Genomic DNA, 16,611 nt, shown 5'->3' with positions numbered 1-16,611 from the left:
TTGAACATTCCGTTTTACTTTGTACCATTAAGTGAATGAAGAAAAAGGAGGGTATTGGAAATGAAAAAATTAGATGTGACATTGACGATGCTAAAAGAATTAACGGATGCACGCGGTATTGCAGGTAACGAACGCGAACCTCGTGAAGTGATGAAAAAATATATTGAACCGTTTGCAGATGAACTTTCTACAGATAACTTAGGAAGCTTAGTTGCGAAAAAAGTAGGGGAAGAAAACGGTCCGAAAATCATGGTAGCTGGTCATTTAGATGAAGTCGGTTTTATGATTACGCAAATTGATGATAAAGGTTTCCTTCGTTTTCAAACGGTTGGCGGTTGGTGGTCACAAGTTATGCTCGCGCAGCGCGTAACAATCGTGACACGCAAAGGTGACGTAACTGGTGTAATCGGTTCAAAACCACCGCACATTTTACCAGTAGAAGCACGTAAAAAACCGGTTGAAATTAAGGATATGTTCATTGATATTGGTGCTTCTAGCAAAGAAGAAGCGATGGAATGGGGCGTACGACCAGGGGATCAAGTTGTACCATACTTTGAATTCCAAGTGATGAACAATGAAAAAATGTTGCTTGCAAAAGCATGGGATAACCGTATTGGCTGTGCCATTGCAATCGATGTATTAAAACAATTAAAAGATGAAAAACATCCAAACGTTGTATATGGCGTTGGAACTGTTCAGGAAGAAGTAGGTCTTCGCGGTGCGAAAACATCTGCTCACTATATTAAACCGGACATCGCTTTTGCTGTTGATGTTGGCATTGCTGGCGATACACCGGGCGTAACAGAAAAAGAAGCACAAGGTAAAATGGGCGATGGTCCACAAATTATTTTATATGATGCATCTGTTGTCGGACATAAAGGTCTTCGTGACTTCGTTGTTGGTGTTGCAGATGAATTAAAGATTCCATATCAATATGATTCTATAGCTGGTGGAGGAACAGATGCAGGAGCAATCCATATTTCTGTAAACGGTATTCCATCTATGGCCATTACGATTGCAACGCGTTATATTCACTCTCATGCAGCGATGTTACATCGTGATGACTTTGAAAATACAGTGAAATTAATTGTAGAAGTTGTTAAACGTCTTGATACAGAGGCTGTACATAACATTACATTTAATTAATAGAAAAAGCGAAGGGGTTTCCCTTTGCTTTTTTATTTTAAAAAGGTCTCTCTAATCCAGCTGCATTATGGGCTCCTAAAACAATTAAACGTGATAGCTGCATCGCCATAAAGTAAGGCGTATAGATCATACCTTTTTTTAACCAGGACCTAATTATTCCAATATGTGCACCTGTTACATAACTAATGAGAATATCCCGCGGAACCATGAGTTCTTCTTCGTTTGGTTGTGAAATAGACAGGCTTAATGTTAAATGTGTTTGAATTGCTTTCATCATTTTAAATGAGAAGTTTCCTGCTGCATTGTCTCCAAGCATTACGTTATAAAAGGTAGCGTTCTCAGCGATGTGTTCAAACAAGGCTAGAGTAGTTGGAGGAGAGGAATCAAACGTAAGTTGGAAATCTTCTTTTTTTGGCCTCTTTGGCGCAATCACTTCAGTTAACTTTGCTAACATTTCCTCTATACTCTTATTCAATAAATCGTACTTATCATGATAATGACTATAAAAGGTAGCGCGATTAACAGGAGCGCGTTCAGCGATGTGCTGCACTGTTACATTCTCAAAGCCTTTTTCGCCAACTAAAGCGACAAAAGCGTCTTGTATCAACTGTCTCGTTCGTTTTACACGTGGATCGTTTGTATTTTTAATAGACATTTTCTGTCTCCTTGCTGAATTTTTTCTATTTAAACAACATGCATAGGGTTTCGTGTTGGATAACCAACATATGCAGGGAAATTGTCGGTTGTAGATTCAAAATAATTATTTATAATTATAAACGATATTCCTTTTGAAAACAGCACCACTAGCATGCGAACAAAGAATTGTTTTGCTATGCGGCAGGTGTGCTTTTTTTGTTATATGGTTAATATAATTAACAATCAACAATATGAACGAAAGGGATAAGACAATTTCAGTAAAAAAATTATATGCGATATAAGGAGAGGAACGCAATGAATCAGTTTCGAAGAATGGTGATTATTAACATTATCACATTGATTGTATTAGTAGGCGGGGGAATCGCAGGTTATTACTATTACAATCAGGCTGAAAATTACTTGAAAACAGACAATGCAAAAATTGATGGGAAAGTAATCTCAATTGCATCACCAGTAGCGGGTAAATTAACAGACTGGAAAGCAGAAGTAGGCAAGAACTACAATGAAAATGATAAATTAGGTTCTGTTTCTGTAGCGAGTCAGAATGGTGAACAAACAATGGATGTGACAATCCCGCACGATGCAACAGTTGTTCAATCAAATGCGACAATAAATTCTTATATTGCTGCTGGATCGCCGCTTGCATATGCATACGATATGAACGATTTATGGGTAACAGCAAATATTGAAGAAACAGATGTTGATGATGTGCAAAAAGGGCAAGAGGTTGATGTGTACGTAGACGCATATCCTGATACAACGTTAACAGGGAAAGTAGAACAAGTTGGATTAACAACAGCAAATACGTTCTCTATGCTACCATCAAGCAATGCAACAGCAAACTATACGAAAGTAACACAAGTTGTACCGGTTAAAGTTTCTTTAGATCATAGTAAATCAGTAAATGTTGTTCCTGGAATGAATGTGACAGTTCGGATTCATAAGTAAGGAGGGAAGATGAAATGTCCTCAATTGTAATTGCAGGGTATGCACTATTTTGTATAATCGTCTTCTTCCTTGTAAATCGTCTTTTACGAAAGAAAAAAACGAACGCGGGAGAAGAACAAGTCCCAGCGGTAAGTAAGATAGAAGTAAAACAGCCAGAGCAAGAGGCTTCAAATGTAGTGGAGTTAGAAACACCAAAGCAAGAGACAGCTAAAATTGAAAAAGAAAAACCGAGAGCGCAGTTACCTTTACCTAATGTAAATGTAAAAGCTGTTATAACGGTATTAATTCTTGGGATGTTCGTTTCAATTTTAAATCAAACGATAATTAATGTTGCGCTGCCACCATTAATGAACGAATTCAATGTATCAACTTCAACAGCACAATGGTTAATTACAGGATTTATGCTTGTGAACGGGATTTTAGTGCCGATTAGTGCCTTCTTAGTTTCCCGTTTTACGTATCGTAAGTTGTTTGTAGCGGCTATGCTATTTTTCACTGTAGGATCTATTGTTTGTGCCGTCTCTGGGAACTTCACAATGATGATGACAGGGCGCGTGATTCAAGCAGTTGGTGCTGGTATTTTAATGCCAGTTGGTATGAATATTTTCATGACTCTTTTCCCGCCTCATAAGCGCGGAGCTGCGATGGGATTACTTGGGGTTGCGATGATTTTAGCACCAGCTATTGGACCAACCGTTACAGGCTGGGTCATTGAAAATTATAACTGGAACTTAATGTTCTACGCGATGTTCGCCATTGGTTTAATCATTACATTATTAGCTTTAAAGTTCTTTACATTAGTTCAGCCTGTTACTAAAACAAAGCTGGATATGTTTGGCGTTATTAGTTCAAGTATTGGGCTTGGAAGCTTACTGTACGGATTTAGCGAGGCAGGGAATAATAGCTGGAGCAGTGCCGAAGTTGTTATTTCACTTATCATCGGTGTAATTGGTTTAGCGTTATTCATTTGGAGAGAGATGACGACGGATAACAAAATGCTTGATCTACATGTATTTAAATATCCAACGTTTACTTTTACATTATTGATTAACGCGATTGTAACGATGGCACTATTTGGCGGGATGTTATTACTTCCTGTATATCTGCAAAATATTCGCGGCTTTACGCCAATTGAATCAGGTCTTCTGCTTCTTCCAGGCTCATTAATTATGGGGATCATGGGACCGATTGCAGGGAAGTTATTTGATAAGTATGGCATTCGTCCGTTAGCAGTAGTTGGATTAGCAATTACGACGTATGCAACGTATGAATTTACAAAGCTATCAATGGATACACCGTATAGTGTGATTATGACGGATTATATTATACGTTCATTTGGGATGTCATTCATTATGATGCCAATTATGACAGCTGGTATGAACGCGTTGCCGATGAGATTAATTTCTCACGGTACAGCAACGCAAAATACGTCAAGACAAGTAGCTGGTTCGATTGGTACAGCGATCTTAATCACAATTATGACGCAGCAAACAACAGCGCACGTAGCAGATTACGGAAATATGTTAACGCAGGCAAATCCAATTTTAGTTGATAAAGTGCATGGAATGGGGCAAAGTTTAGCAGCGTCCCTAGGATCAGCACAAGCTGGAGATACGATGAGCTCGCAACTATTATTCGGACAAATTTCGAAGCTATCTGCGATCAATGGTATTAATGACGCGTTCTTAATCGCAACAATATTAGCAGGCATTGCTTGGGTGTTATCATTCTTTTTACAATCAGGCAATAAGCCAAATCGAAAAGCAGAGAATTAATTTTCTCTGCTTTTTTGATGCTAAGAATCAAGATGAAAATAAATTAGAATTTACCGGAGGCTTTACAAATGAGAAAAATAGTTATGTACGTTTTGAAAAGTTAAGCGATAATGTGAAGAAATTGATTTTTACGCCAGATACAATGCCTGTTAAAGAAAGAGGGGAAAAGACAAGGTATGATAAGGTGCTAGATGAGGAAGCCTTTGAGGTAATAGTAAAATAAAAATTCAAACGCCATTATGTAATCATAACGGCGTTTTGCTTAGTACAAGAAGGAACACGTGTTGATAATGATATGAAGTAAAATAGCTGGAATGATAGATTTCGTTTGTTTATATAACAAAGAAGCAAATAAGCCAGTAATAAATGCACTAACCATAATCCCAACTGAATATGTATGAGCGATACCAAATAATAGACTTGAGACAATTGCAGCTGGCCAAAATGAGAATTTTTCTTCGAAGAAACGTAAAAGAATACCCCTGCATATCAGTTCTTCATAAATAGGTGCAAGTACTCCGACTGCGAGAACTAGTAGAAATTTATATTGTTCTAACGTAGCGAAATCTAAGGCGTTCAGTTGTTCTTGTACTGATTCAGGGAAGAGTTTATCTAGTATAAAACTATCGATAAAAATACCGATAGCATAATAAACGAGCACATGGATATACATACGATAAGATTTCAAACATTGAAAATCAATAGCTGGTAATACTAGGTGTTTAAGTGGTTTATACTTCAGGATGTATAGTATTACAAAGAGTAAGGCTACTAATTCATAGCTTATATTTTCAAGTGATTCAAGTAAAACCTTATTTGTATTTGGATTAAAATGTTCACATAACCAGATAGGAAGTATCGTGAAAGTTGCATTCATTAATGGCATAATGAGAACGATCATCAACATAATCCCAAGAAATTCAAGCCATGATGTTTTGGTTCGATGTTCTAGTTGTATATGTGTTTGCAAAGTTATGCTCCTTTTTTAGTTTTATAGGTTAGTTGCAGTGTGTATTCAGTTCGGATCAGTGGTGGATGAAGCTCATTGCTCATAGAAATTGTATCTCATAAAAACGCAAGTGTATTATTCATCATATGGAATAACATCGCTGGAATAATAGAGTTTGTTCTTTTGCATAATATAGCCATCAATATTCCCATAATGAAAGTGACGACCATTACACCTAATGAATACGTATGAGCAATTCCGAAGATGAAGCTCGTTCCAATTGCTGCTAGCCAAAATGGAAAGCGTTGCTGGAAGAAACGAAGGATAATTCCGCGGAAGATAAGTTCTTCAAAAATGGGAATGAATACAGCAGTTCCTATAATTAATAGAAATTTATATTGTTTTAATATATCTAAATTCAAAGCGGAAGACTGTTCCTGTGTAGCGTCCGGAAATAGATGTGTCAGTATCTGTGAGCTTAGAATTATATTTAAGACGAAGAAAAGAAGTAAGTATACATATGTACTGCCTTTTTTGAGTGCCTGGAAGTTGAAAGCAGGTAATAACAGTCTTTTAATTGGTTCGTATTTATAAATGAACAATAATAAAATAAGTAGCTGTAATAAAGCATTTCCGGTATTTCCAATTGATTCATACAGAGCGATTTGTTTTTTGTCCGTAACGCCTTCGCTGTAAATCATAAGTGGAAGAATAGTAAATAAGCCGCTTATGAGTCCTGTCCCGAAAAAGGCAAATAAAGCAGAACTGATAAATTGGCCCCATGTTATAGATTGTTTTTGCTCATATGTGAGTTGTGTAGTCGAATGCATATATCGAATCCTCTCTTTTATTTATATATAAAATTATACACATTTTAGATGAATAGTGTCATTGACTAATATTACATAATAGTTTGAAATTTCATAGTCAAAATAAAAATTACCTCAGCTAATGCCAAGGTAATTATATGCTTGCTATTGTTTTAATCCTTGTTCAAGCGTCTCTAACATTTCATGCTTTTCATTTTCATCAGCATTTTTCCAAATGACTTCAAATAAAACGCCAAGCCCTGGAAGCATTTTTTCTTCTCCGCTTTGAATCGCATCTACAATTGTTTCTTGTAATTGGCCTTGTGTGTTTCCTGATACGTTTGCTAATACAGCACCGCGTAAATTAAAATTCATCCTTTTCACCTCTTCATATGAATTGAAACTGACGTTAGTTTTTGTTCTTTTTTATGTAAATATGTATAAAAAATAGGCTATAATGAGAATACAAGAAGAGAGGGAATGCATAGAATGAAAAACATTGATTCAGTACAAAATGCGCGTGTGAAGCAGTGGAAAAAGCTGCAGACGAAAAAAGAGCGCGATCAAAAAGGGCTATTTTTTGTGGAGGGTTTTCATTTAGTAGAGGAAGCTTTAAAAGCAAAGGTAGTAACAGAACTTATTATCGGTGAAATGACAAATATTCCAAGCGAGTGGAATGTAGACGATGTGGAAATGTACATCGTGTCTGAACCAATTTTAAAAGTATTACGTGAAACGGAAACAACGCAAGGTGTGTTTGCTGTTTGTGAAAAGCAAGAAAAGCATGCTGAGCTTGCAAATGGGAAATTTTTATTATTAGATGGTTTGCAAGACCCTGGTAACTTAGGCACAATCATTCGTACTGCAGATGCAGCTGGCATTGATGCTGTTGTTCTTGGTGAAGGATGTGTGGATGTATATAACGGAAAAGTACTTCGCTCAACGCAAGGCTCTGTGTTCCATTTACCGATTGTAAAAGGAAACTTAGAGGAGTGGGTAGGGAACTTACAAGAACAAAACGTTCCTGTATACGGTACAGCCCTTGAGAATGCAGTTCCATATGGAGAAGTGACACCAACAGGAAGCTTTGCTTTAATTGTTGGAAATGAAGGAAAAGGTGTACGCCAGGAGCTTCTTGCTCAATGCAATCAAAACTTATATATTCCAATTTACGGAACAGCAGAATCATTAAATGTTGCAGTAGCTGCTGGGATTTTAACGTATTATTTGCAAAGCCCGGTTGCGAATCGATAAAAAACTTCTTATAATAAGTTGAAGCACATGTTCAAGAGGAAGAGACTACATGAGTATCGAACGTTTTGAACATCCGTTAAAAGTGAAATAGTTAAAAAAACGATGATAGAGAAGAGTAGCTTGCAAAATCGCCATATAGGGAGAGAATGCCGTAGACTGAGAGCATTCTTATGGTAGCTGTAAGTGAATTCACCTCTGGAGTTGACGCCAGGACCATTTGTAAAATGTAAAGGCGCTCCGGCTGAAAAGCCGTTACAACAACGAAGTGGGCAGACTTGTTCTGTCAATTTAGGGTGGTACCGCGAATTTACCTCGTCCCTTTTTAGGGGATGGGGTTTTTTTATTTTTATTTACATTTTTAAGGAGGTTTTAAAATGGAGGCACGTTTAAAAGAGCTTAAGCAAAAAGCACTTGAGCTAATTGAAGAAGCGAAAGAGCTAAAGGGCTTAAATGATGTACGCGTTGCGTATTTAGGAAAAAAAGGCCCGATTACAGAAGTATTACGCGGCATGGGGAAATTATCTCCAGAAGAGCGTCCACGGATGGGAGCATTAGTAAATGAAGTGCGTGAAGCCATTCAAACGCGTTTAGAAGAAAAAGTGAATCATTTTGAAAAAGCGGTAATTGAAGCGAAATTAGCATCTGAAACAATTGATGTAACATTACCAGGTCGTCCTGTAAACACAGGTTGTCATCATCCGTTAACAGCGGTTGTTGAACAAATTGAAGATGTATTTATCGGTATGGGGTATGAAGTAGCAGAAGGAACAGAAGTAGAAAAAGACTACTACAATTTCGAAGCATTAAACTTACCGAAGGATCACCCAGCGCGTGATATGCAAGATACTTTCTACATTACAGAAGAAACATTGCTTCGTACGCATACGTCTTCAGTACAAGCAAGAACAATGGAAAAGAATACAGAAAAAGGTCCAATCAAAATTATTTGTCCTGGTAAAGTATATCGCCGCGATGATGATGATGCGACGCATTCACACCAGTTCATGCAAATTGAAGGTCTTGTGATCGATAAAAACATTCGTATGAGTGACTTAAAAGGGACACTGCAAGTATTTGTGAAAAAGATGTTCGGTGAAGATCGTGAAATTCGTCTTCGTCCAAGTTTCTTCCCATTCACAGAGCCATCTGTTGAGATGGATATTTCTTGTATGATGTGTCACGGAAAAGGTTGCGGCACTTGTAAAGGAACAGGCTGGATTGAGATTTTAGGTGCAGGTATGGTTCATCCAAACGTACTTGAAATGGCTGGCTATGATTCAAAAGAATATCAAGGTTTCGCATTCGGTATGGGTGCAGAACGTATTGCAATGTTGAAATATGGCGTGGATGACATTCGTCATTTCTATACAAACGATGTACGTTTCTTACAACAATTCAAACGAGCGTAAGGGAAGGAGAGGATAAATATGTTCGTATCATATCGTTGGTTACAAGAGTATGTAGATATTCAAGATGTAACGGCACAAGAATTAGCAGATAAAATCACGAAAAGTGGTATTGAGGTAGAAGGCGTTGAAGTATTAAATAAAGGTGTAAAAGGTGTTGTAGTTGGTCACGTATTAGAGTGTGAAAAACACCCAGAAGCGGATAAATTAAGCAAATGTCAAATCGATATCGGTGAAGAAGAGCCTGTACAAATCATTTGCGGTGCTCCTAACATTGCCAAAGGATTAAAAGTACCAGTTGCAAAAGTTGGCGCAGTTCTTCCTGGTAATTTCAAAATTAAGAAAGCCAAACTACGCGGTGAAGCATCTCACGGTATGGTTTGTGCCCTGCAAGAGCTTGGCATTGATGGGAAATTAGTTGCAAAAGACTATGCAGACGGAATTTTCATTTTCCCAAGTGACGCAGAAGTTGGGGCAGATGCACTAGAAATCTTAAACTTAAATGATGAAGTGTTAGAGCTTGGTTTAACACCGAACCGTGCGGATTGCTTAAATATGTTAGGTGTTGCATACGAAGTAGCGGCGATTTACGGCCGTGAAGTAAAACTTCCAGCAGCAAACTTACAAGAAGCGGCAGAAAAAACATCTGATCACATTTCTGTAAGTGTAGAAGCAACAGAACAAAACCCACTATACATTGCGAAAATGGTGAAAAACGTAAAAATCGCTCCATCGCCAATGTGGATGCAAACGCGTCTGATGGCAGCTGGCATTCGTCCAATTAGTAATGTAGTTGATATTACAAACTACATTTTAATTGAATATGGTCAGCCGTTACATGCATTTGACTATGATAAATTAGGTTCAAAAGAAATCGTTGTTCGTCTTGCAAAAGAAGGCGAAACAATTCAAACATTAGATGATCAAGAGCGTAAACTACATGATCATCACCTTGTCATTACAAATGGTACAAAAGCACTTGCTGTTGCCGGTGTAATGGGCGGAGCAAGCTCTGAAGTAGATAACGATACAGTAAACGTTCTAATCGAGTCTGCATATTTTGCAGGTCAAACCGTGCGCCGCACTTCTAAAGACTTAGGTCTTCGCAGCGAATCAAGTGCACGTTTTGAAAAAGGAATCGACCCAACGCGTACATTTGAAGCAATTCAGCATGCAGCAGCTTTAATGGCGAAATATGCTGGTGGTGAAGCGTTAGAAGGCGTAGTAGAAGTTGATAACCTACAAGTACAAGAGCGTACAGTATCTGTTACAGCTGAAAAAGTAAATCGTGTATTAGGTACAGACATTTCTGCTAGTGAAATGGGTACAATCTTCACAAACTTAAAGTTCCCATTCACAGAAGTAGAAGGAACATTCCATGTGAACGTACCAGCTCGTCGTCCTGATATTACAATTGCAGAAGACTTAGTAGAAGAAGTAGGTCGTCTATATGGCTACGATCATATTCCAGTTACATTACCAACTGGTACAATGACGCGTGGTAAATTAACAGCAGCACAAACAAAACGTCGTAAAGTACGTCGTTACTTAGAAGGCGCTGGTTTATATGAAGCAATTACGTATTCATTAACAAGTGCCGATAAAGCAAAACAATACATGGTTGAGCCAAACGAAAAAGCTCCTGTGAACCTTGCACTTCCAATGAGTGAAGAGCGCAGTCAACTTCGTTTAAGCTTAGTACCGCAATTGTTAGAAGCAGTTTCATACAACAATGCTCGTAAAAACGACAGTGTGGCTTTATATGAAGTAGGTTCTATCTTCTTGCCAACAGCAGAAGGCGAACTTCCAAAAGAAGAACAACATCTTGCTGGTGTTATGACAGGTCTTGCACTTCACCATGCATGGCAAGGTGAGAAGAAAGTCGTTGATTTCTTCGTTGCAAAAGGTGTGTTAGAAGGACTATTCGACGTACTTGGTGTTGCGGGCAGCATCACATATGCTCCTGCAAAACGTGAAGGTATGCATCCAGGACGTACAGCTGACATTTTACTAGACGGAGAAGTAATTGGTTTCATCGGTCAATTACACCCAGAAGCACAAAAACAATTAGATGTGAAAGATACATTCGTATTTGAATTATCTCTAGTAAAAGTATTTGCTGCAGATACAGAAGATACTTACTACACAGCCATTCCACGTTTCCCGTCTATGACACGTGATATGGCGGTTGTTGTAGCAACAGAAGTAAAAGCTGGTGAAATGAAGCAAACAATTGCTGAAGCAGGCGGAGAACTTCTAAAAGAAGTAACACTATTCGACTTATACGAAGGTGAAAAAATGGAAGAAGGCAAGAAATCACTTGCATTCTCTATGAACTACTTCGACCCAGAACGTACATTAACAGATGAAGAAGTAACAGAAGCACATAGCCGTGTATTAGCAGCGGTAGAAGAGAAATTTGGTGCGGAGTTACGTAAGTAATTTTTACGTGTGAAAGGGAGGATTATCACTCATGATAGGAGTGATAATCCTCTTTTTTTATGAAAAGAAAAAACAATGCAACCAATTACTAGTTTTCTCTATCTAATAGTATGTAAAGAATATTAAAAAAAACGTATATTGCGATTAATTAGCAAGGGGGTTCTTGAATGGGAAAGCTAGAAGCCTTGGTGAAAAAGGCTAAAAAGGGAGATGGAGAAGCTTTTGTTTCTCTTGTACAGCGCTATGAGGATGTGTTATACAAAGTCGCAAGTAGATTGTTACATAAAGATGAGGATGTCGCAGATGCGATGCAAGAAGCAATCACAGTGGCTTATGAGAAAATACATACACTCAAAAAGGAAGAGTACTTTAACACATGGATTTGTAAAATATTAATCAATACATGTAACGGCATATTAAACAAAGGGCAAAAAATTACGTTAGTAGATCAACAGATTGAGCAAAAACAAAACAAAAATGAATTTTTGAAAATAGAACTAGAAGACGCGTTAAATAGTTTAAATAAGGATTATAAAATGGCGATTGTTTTATATTACATCGTCGGACTTAGTATAAAAGAAATGAGTGTATTTTTGAAAGAACCGGAAGGAACGATTAAATCAAGACTTTCCAGAGCCAAGTCGATATTACGTAACAATTATTACAGTGGTGAAGGAGTGACTGTAAATGAAAAATAATTTTGAACAAGAATTTAATCGATTGTTAAACGAAGAAAAAGAAATGCCTAGTATTGTTAGAAAGTCTTTAGATCATTCCTATGATGTGATACGAATGAACGCAAAGAAAAAGAAAAGAAATGTTATGTGGAGAAAGTTTGCTGCAGCGGCTTGTTGTCTTGTTGTAGCTGGGAGTGTTTTTACAAATGAACATGTGCGAGCTAATATAAACAAATTATTCAATTTTAATGATGAAGGAATCGAGCGAGCGGTAGATGAAGAGTTTCCACAAAAAAGCAATAGTAGGGCTGCTGACAAAGGGATTACAGTGGCACTTGACCGTTATTTTGCAGATGAGAATAAACTAGGATTTAGCTTTCAATTGGCATTTGAGGATACAAGCATATTAAAGAAACCAGTGAGAGAGGTGACTTTTGATTATCGATTAAAAAATGGAGATGGCGAATACATTCTGGAGTCGATTCCGGATACAAAACCTTTGAAAGGCAATAAACTGTACATATCCGAAGGACAAGATGATAATCCATATATAGATATGAAAACGGGAAAAGTTTTATACGAAGCAATATGGGAGTCGAATCAAGGTTCTATTCCTAAATTAAAAGATGCTGTTTTAGAAATAGAGAGCGTGAACGTTTTTTATGAGAATGATGAACTGAAAACAATTGATGGAATATGGAATTTGCCGATTAGCGATAAAACGAAAAAAGGAACAACGTCAACGGTTGAATATATATCAGCAGAAACAACGCCTAACATACAAATTGTATCTGCAAGGGCAAATCCAACCTCGCTCAATATAACATTTTCAGTGGATGAAGTAGTAGAAGATGAAAATACTTTTATGGATATGAAAATTGTAGATGAGAAAGGAAAAGAATATAGATCAAAAGGGTATAGTATGGAGGCAGATAATCATAAAACGACTGTCTATGTTAATTTTTCAACTACTTCTTATAACAAATCGAATACATTAAAGCTCCAAATGAAGAAGTTTGGAGAAGTAGAATTAGTTAGGAAATAAAACGTAACTATATAAATACAAATTAAAAAACCGGCATAAAACCCTTCTTTTTAGGCGAGAGAGCATCCGGCCATGCATAGAAGCGGTCAAATCCTTTTCCTGCCCCACACCAAGTGAAAACAAAGAGAGAAAACGAGTGCAGGTCACCTTTTGTTATCCATAGCCGCGGCTATATGTCGAAAAATCAAAATGGATTTATATAGAATAGTAACACAATTAAAAACCTTTCATTTTTTCATAGGTGAAAGGTTTTTAATTATATTAGAAAGAATAGAGTAGAGAGAAAGGTTGTGTCATAAGAAATAATGAACAAAATAATTGAAAGGTTAAAGCCGTATTTAAAAGTAAATGAACAAACGGAATTATATACAGTCGTTTTAGAAGATGATGAGAATGTATTTCAGATTGTTGAGAAACATACAGATCAGCCGCTAGCATGTTATGGATTGAATGAAGATGGGGAAATGGATTATTTTCAATCGTATATAGAGCTAGAGAAAGTACAAGATAATCAATTAACCTATGCTGAAATGTATGAAAAAGTGCAATCTTTTATAAATATGTTTACTCCTCATCTCGTACATTCCATGCCTTTTGCATATATAATTCAATTCGATATGATGTACCACGTTGTTTATGAAAAGAAAGATGAGAAACTTGGATTATTTTTACCGAATTCTGGTGTGACGATTGATATTACAAAAGATGGCCGTCTGTATCAATTGTTTTCTGAAGTAGATGAATATCAAATTTATTATCCGGAAAATTCAATTTCAAAAGAAGAAGCAAAAGAGAAGTATGCAGAAAAACTAGAGTTTGAATTAATGATTTCAAGGGCGGATAAAGAAACATTTGCAAATGGTGACGATGCTTATCATCTCGTATATGCACCGAAAGATTATGTGTTTCATATTGGGCCAAGTGGAGAGATTCATACAATAGAAGGTTATGGCGGGTTCCTCCCGCAATATGAAAAGATAGAAAACCGAATAGTACCAAAAAGTGTAATACGCGAGTGTATTGGATTACATGACAAGTATGTAAATTTTCATACAAGCACAAATGATAATGAAGTTATAGAATTATGGGCGAGAAAAGAACATGTTCAACATAGCGTCCGAGGAGAAGGGGAATTATCATCGTATGCTATTCAAGTTTGCTTAGATAAAGACACTGGTCAATATATGAGTGTAGTCAATAATGAACGGAAAGAGAAAAATAGAGAAGCATTAACGGAAGCAGAAGCAAAAGAGAGAGCGTTACAATTGTTATTTGCTCTTTATCCAGATGCAAGTGATCGATTTATAATAGAGAAAGGTCATCCATCCCATCATTGTATGCGGGAAGAAGATGATGAATATGAATCTGAGTACATTTTCCAATTTCAACGTATTCATAATGAGATTAAAGTGGACGTAAATAGTATGAAGATTGGAGTTGGTAAGTACTCTGGAAAAGTAACTCATTTTAAGGCATGTAGCTTCGATGAAAATGAACTCACTCTTATTTCTGTGAAACCAAATATTTCAAAAGAAGAAGCAAAAGAAATTTTAACGAGTGCTTTAGATATGGAATTCTCCTGGTGGAAAGAGGTTGAAGGGGATAATGTAAGTTATCGTGCGTTTTACAATCCTGCTTTCCCTAAGACGAATGGACATGTGAAGATGATTGAAGCGCAAACAGGTGAGACGTTTCACATTGACACTGGAATTATCATGGGAGAAAGATGAAATCTCTTTTATATGTGTGACAACTTGCATCTTTCGCGGGAATGTAGTACATTAATTTTAGTTTAACAAAATGAAAAACGATGATAAGGAAAAGTAGTATATACTATAATCCATAGCGAGTCAGGGACGGTGAGAGCCTGATGAGGCGGTATATGTGAAGAACACCTTGGAGTTGCTAACCGAAATTGAATCTTGTATTCAAGAGTAGACTTAGACGGGAAGCCGGCCTGTTACAAACCGGGAAGTATGTAGATACATACGAGTTAAAGTTGGTCTTTATGACAAATTGGGTGGTACCGCGAAGTTTAACCTTTCGTCCCTTTATGGATGAAAGGTTTTTTTGTATTTAAATATAGGAAAAGGAGCAATTCAATATGGAAAACACATTAGTAAAAAGTCTGTATAGAGATACAGAAAAATATGTTGATCAAAAAGTAAAAGTATCGGGTTGGATCCGTAATCTACGTGATTCAAAAGCATTTGGTTTCATTGAATTAAACGATGGTAGCTTCTTCAAGAGCGTTCAAATCGTTTTCGATACAGAATTAGAAAACTTTAAAGAAATTGCGAAGCTTCCACTAAGCTCTTCAGTTGCAGTTGAGGGACTTCTTATCGCAACACCAGGTGCAAAACAACCTTTTGAAATTAAAGCAGACAAAATTGAAATTGAGGGATTATCAGATTCTGATTACCCACTACAAAAGAAACGCCATACGTTTGAATACTTACGTACAATTGCTCATTTACGTCCAAGAACAAATGCATTCTCTGCAACATTTAGAGTGCGTTCTATCGCAGCGTTCGCGATTCACCAGTTCTTCCAAGAGCGCGGATTTGTACACGTTCATACACCAATTATCACTGGTAGTGATACAGAAGGTGCGGGCGAAATGTTCCGCGTAACAACGCAAGACATGAATAACGTGCCAAAAGGTGAAGATGGACAAGTTGATGAATCAAAAGACTTCTTCGGTAAAGAAACAAACTTAACAGTAAGTGGACAATTGCCAGCTGAAGCTTATGCATTAGCGTTCCGCGATGTATACACATTCGGACCTACATTCCGTGCAGAAAACTCAAACACAACTCGTCACGCAGCTGAGTTCTGGATGGTTGAGCCTGAGATTGCATTTGCAGAATTAGGCGATGTAATGGATTTAACAGAAGATATGCTGAAATATGCAATGAAATATGTATTAGAGCATGCACCAGAAGAAATGGAATTCTTCAACAGCTTTGTTGATAAAACAGTTCTTGAGCGTATGAACAACGTAATCAACGCTGACTTTGGTCGCATCACATATACAGAAGCAATTAAAGTGCTTAAAGAATCAGGTGCAGACTTCAAATACCCAGTAGAATGGGGTATTGACTTACAAACAGAGCACGAAAGATATTTATCAGAGGAAATCTTTAAACGTCCTGTATTCGTAACAGACTATCCAAAAGATATTAAAGCATTCTACATGCGTATGAACGAAGACGGTAAAACAGTAGCTGCTACTGACCTTCTAGTTCCTGGAATCGGCGAATTAATCGGCGGAAGCCAACGTGAAGAAAGAATGGATGTTTTAGTAGACAGAATTAAAGAATTAGGCATGAATGAAGAAGACTACTGGTGGTACTTAGAACTTAGAAAATACGGCGGTACAAAACACGCTGGATTTGGACTTGGTTTCGAACGTTTCCTAATGTACATCACTGGTATGGCAAACATCCGTGACGTAATTCCATTCCCAAGAACTCCAGGTTCTGCGGAGTTTTAAGATGATA

Annotated in this window: 15 protein-coding genes and 2 other annotated features; of the genes, 11 read left to right on the top strand and 4 right to left on the bottom strand. The window is 37.2% G+C overall.

Annotation, left to right across the window (positions count from 1 at the left end; all coding sequences use genetic code 11):
• Positions 1 to 60 precede the first annotated feature (60 nt).
• Positions 61 to 1,146 (top strand): M42 family metallopeptidase, encoded by a 1,086-nt coding sequence (locus QRE67_RS21360; RefSeq protein ID WP_286122195.1) that lies wholly within the window; start codon positions 61 to 63, stop codon positions 1,144 to 1,146.
• A gap of 37 nt (positions 1,147 to 1,183) precedes the next feature.
• On the opposite strand, the gene QRE67_RS21355 is transcribed toward QRE67_RS21360, so the two are convergent.
• Positions 1,184 to 1,801 (bottom strand): TetR/AcrR family transcriptional regulator, encoded by a 618-nt coding sequence (locus tag QRE67_RS21355; protein WP_286122194.1) that lies wholly within the window; start codon positions 1,799 to 1,801, stop codon positions 1,184 to 1,186.
• Between the two features lie 296 nt (positions 1,802 to 2,097).
• Here QRE67_RS21355 and QRE67_RS21350 point away from each other — a divergent pair, with 296 nt between their 5' ends.
• The 3 genes from QRE67_RS21350 to QRE67_RS21340 are packed head-to-tail and all read left to right on the top strand — an operon-like array spanning position 2,098 to position 4,749.
• Entirely contained in the window at positions 2,098 to 2,751 is a 654-nt protein-coding gene (locus tag QRE67_RS21350; protein ID WP_286122193.1) for an HlyD family secretion protein, read from the top strand.
• A gap of 14 nt (positions 2,752 to 2,765) precedes the next feature.
• A complete protein-coding gene (locus QRE67_RS21345) occupies positions 2,766 to 4,526 on the top strand; it encodes a DHA2 family efflux MFS transporter permease subunit (protein WP_286122192.1) in 1,761 nt (586 codons plus the stop codon).
• Positions 4,462 to 4,749, top strand: a complete 288-nt coding sequence (locus tag QRE67_RS21340) for a hypothetical protein (RefSeq protein WP_286125391.1) — start codon at positions 4,462 to 4,464, stop codon at positions 4,747 to 4,749. The genes QRE67_RS21345 and QRE67_RS21340 overlap by 65 nt, the downstream gene beginning before the upstream one ends.
• 39 nt (positions 4,750 to 4,788) lie before the next feature.
• On the opposite strand, the gene QRE67_RS21335 is transcribed toward QRE67_RS21340, so the two are convergent.
• The 3 genes from QRE67_RS21335 to sspI form a co-directional block, all read right to left on the bottom strand.
• Positions 4,789 to 5,496 carry a CPBP family intramembrane glutamic endopeptidase gene (locus tag QRE67_RS21335; protein ID WP_286122191.1) on the bottom strand — a complete coding sequence of 236 codons (708 nt, stop codon included), beginning with the start codon at positions 5,494 to 5,496 and terminating at the stop codon, positions 4,789 to 4,791.
• A gap of 95 nt (positions 5,497 to 5,591) precedes the next feature.
• Positions 5,592 to 6,305, bottom strand: a complete 714-nt coding sequence (locus QRE67_RS21330) for a CPBP family intramembrane glutamic endopeptidase (protein ID WP_286122190.1) — start codon at positions 6,303 to 6,305, stop codon at positions 5,592 to 5,594.
• Between the two features lie 144 nt (positions 6,306 to 6,449).
• Positions 6,450 to 6,659, bottom strand: coding sequence for a small acid-soluble spore protein SspI (gene sspI, locus QRE67_RS21325; protein WP_286122189.1), 210 nt, complete (start codon positions 6,657 to 6,659; stop codon positions 6,450 to 6,452).
• Positions 6,660 to 6,773: 114 nt separating this feature from the next.
• On the opposite strand from sspI, the gene QRE67_RS21320 reads away from it, so the two are divergent.
• From QRE67_RS21320 to asnS, 7 genes are all read left to right on the top strand, one after another.
• Positions 6,774 to 7,538, top strand: coding sequence for a TrmH family RNA methyltransferase (locus QRE67_RS21320; protein ID WP_286122188.1), 765 nt, complete (start codon positions 6,774 to 6,776; stop codon positions 7,536 to 7,538).
• Positions 7,539 to 7,631: 93 nt separating this feature from the next.
• Positions 7,632 to 7,861 (top strand) — a binding site (T-box leader).
• A gap of 51 nt (positions 7,862 to 7,912) precedes the next feature.
• Positions 7,913 to 8,947, top strand: coding sequence for a phenylalanine--tRNA ligase subunit alpha (gene pheS / locus QRE67_RS21315; RefSeq protein WP_286122187.1), 1,035 nt, complete (start codon positions 7,913 to 7,915; stop codon positions 8,945 to 8,947).
• 18 nt (positions 8,948 to 8,965) lie between these two features.
• On the top strand, positions 8,966 to 11,386 hold the full coding sequence (gene pheT, locus QRE67_RS21310; protein ID WP_286122186.1) for a phenylalanine--tRNA ligase subunit beta: 2,421 nt from the start codon (positions 8,966 to 8,968) through the stop codon (positions 11,384 to 11,386).
• Between the two features lie 167 nt (positions 11,387 to 11,553).
• Entirely contained in the window at positions 11,554 to 12,084 is a 531-nt protein-coding gene (locus tag QRE67_RS21305; RefSeq protein ID WP_286122185.1) for a sigma-70 family RNA polymerase sigma factor, read from the top strand.
• Positions 12,074 to 13,108: a DUF4179 domain-containing protein gene (locus tag QRE67_RS21300; RefSeq protein ID WP_286122184.1), complete on the top strand. Its 1,035-nt coding sequence runs from the start codon at positions 12,074 to 12,076 to the stop codon at positions 13,106 to 13,108. Before QRE67_RS21305 ends, QRE67_RS21300 begins: the two co-directional genes overlap by 11 nt.
• Before the next feature lie 305 nt (positions 13,109 to 13,413).
• Entirely contained in the window at positions 13,414 to 14,838 is a 1,425-nt protein-coding gene (locus tag QRE67_RS21295) for a YcdB/YcdC domain-containing protein (RefSeq protein ID WP_286122183.1), read from the top strand.
• A 71-nt stretch (positions 14,839 to 14,909) separates the two neighbouring features.
• Positions 14,910 to 15,162: a binding site (T-box leader), on the top strand.
• 50 nt (positions 15,163 to 15,212) lie between these two features.
• A complete protein-coding gene (asnS, locus tag QRE67_RS21290) occupies positions 15,213 to 16,604 on the top strand; it encodes an asparagine--tRNA ligase (RefSeq protein ID WP_286122182.1) in 1,392 nt (463 codons plus the stop codon).
• The last annotated feature ends 7 nt before the right edge of the window (positions 16,605 to 16,611 follow it).

This window comes from Bacillus sp. DX3.1, assembly GCF_030292155.1.
In the GTDB taxonomy this organism is placed as follows: Bacteria; Bacillota; Bacilli; order Bacillales; family Bacillaceae_G; genus Bacillus_A.
The sequence above is the reverse complement of the archived record's forward strand: the minus strand, read 5'-3'. Positions and strand labels throughout refer to the sequence as shown.